We start from the raw sequence: 575 nt of genomic DNA, 5'->3' as shown, positions 1-575 counted from the left end.
GAAAAATAAATCGACAAACCAGTTGACGCGAAGCAGGAAACGCTACATACTCTCGCTTCTTCGCTGCAACGAAATACGCAGCGACGCAGACGGCAAAGCCGGTTGCGCAAGTTCTTTAACAAACAAACAACCGATAAGTGTGGGCGCTTGATGACGGCGCACCGAAAGACCTTTGGTCCTTCGGCAGGCTTCAAAAGTTATCAGTGCTCGCACAGTAAAACATGTTGGTTTCGTCTTCGGACGGAGCCAGTCAGTTTTCTGAGAGTGAGCGACCGCTCGAAAGAGCGAGGTGCTTCGGCACCACACAGGTATTGAACTGAAGAGTTTGATCCTGGCTCAGATTGAACGCTGGCGGCATGCCTTACACATGCAAGTCGAACGGCAGCGCGGACTTCGGTCTGGCGGCGAGTGGCGAACGGGTGAGTAATACATCGGAACGTGCCCTGTTGTGGGGGATAACTAGTCGAAAGATTAGCTAATACCGCATACGACCTGAGGGTGAAAGCGGGGGACCGTAAGGCCTCGCGCAATAGGAGCGGCCGATGTCTGATTAGCTAGTTGGTGGGGTAAAGGCC

1 rRNA gene is annotated in these 575 nt (G+C 53.2%); it reads left to right on the top strand.

Going from position 1 to position 575, the window contains the following annotated elements:
- Nucleotides 1-313: 313 nt before the first annotated feature.
- Nucleotides 314-575, top strand: a 16S ribosomal RNA gene (locus tag KHP16_RS28220); the annotation flags it as partial.

The sequence above is a fragment of the Cupriavidus plantarum genome (assembly GCF_905397285.1).
Classification (GTDB): domain Bacteria; phylum Pseudomonadota; class Gammaproteobacteria; order Burkholderiales; family Burkholderiaceae; genus Cupriavidus; species Cupriavidus plantarum.
The sequence above is the reverse complement of the archived record's forward strand: the minus strand, read 5'-3'. Positions and strand labels throughout refer to the sequence as shown.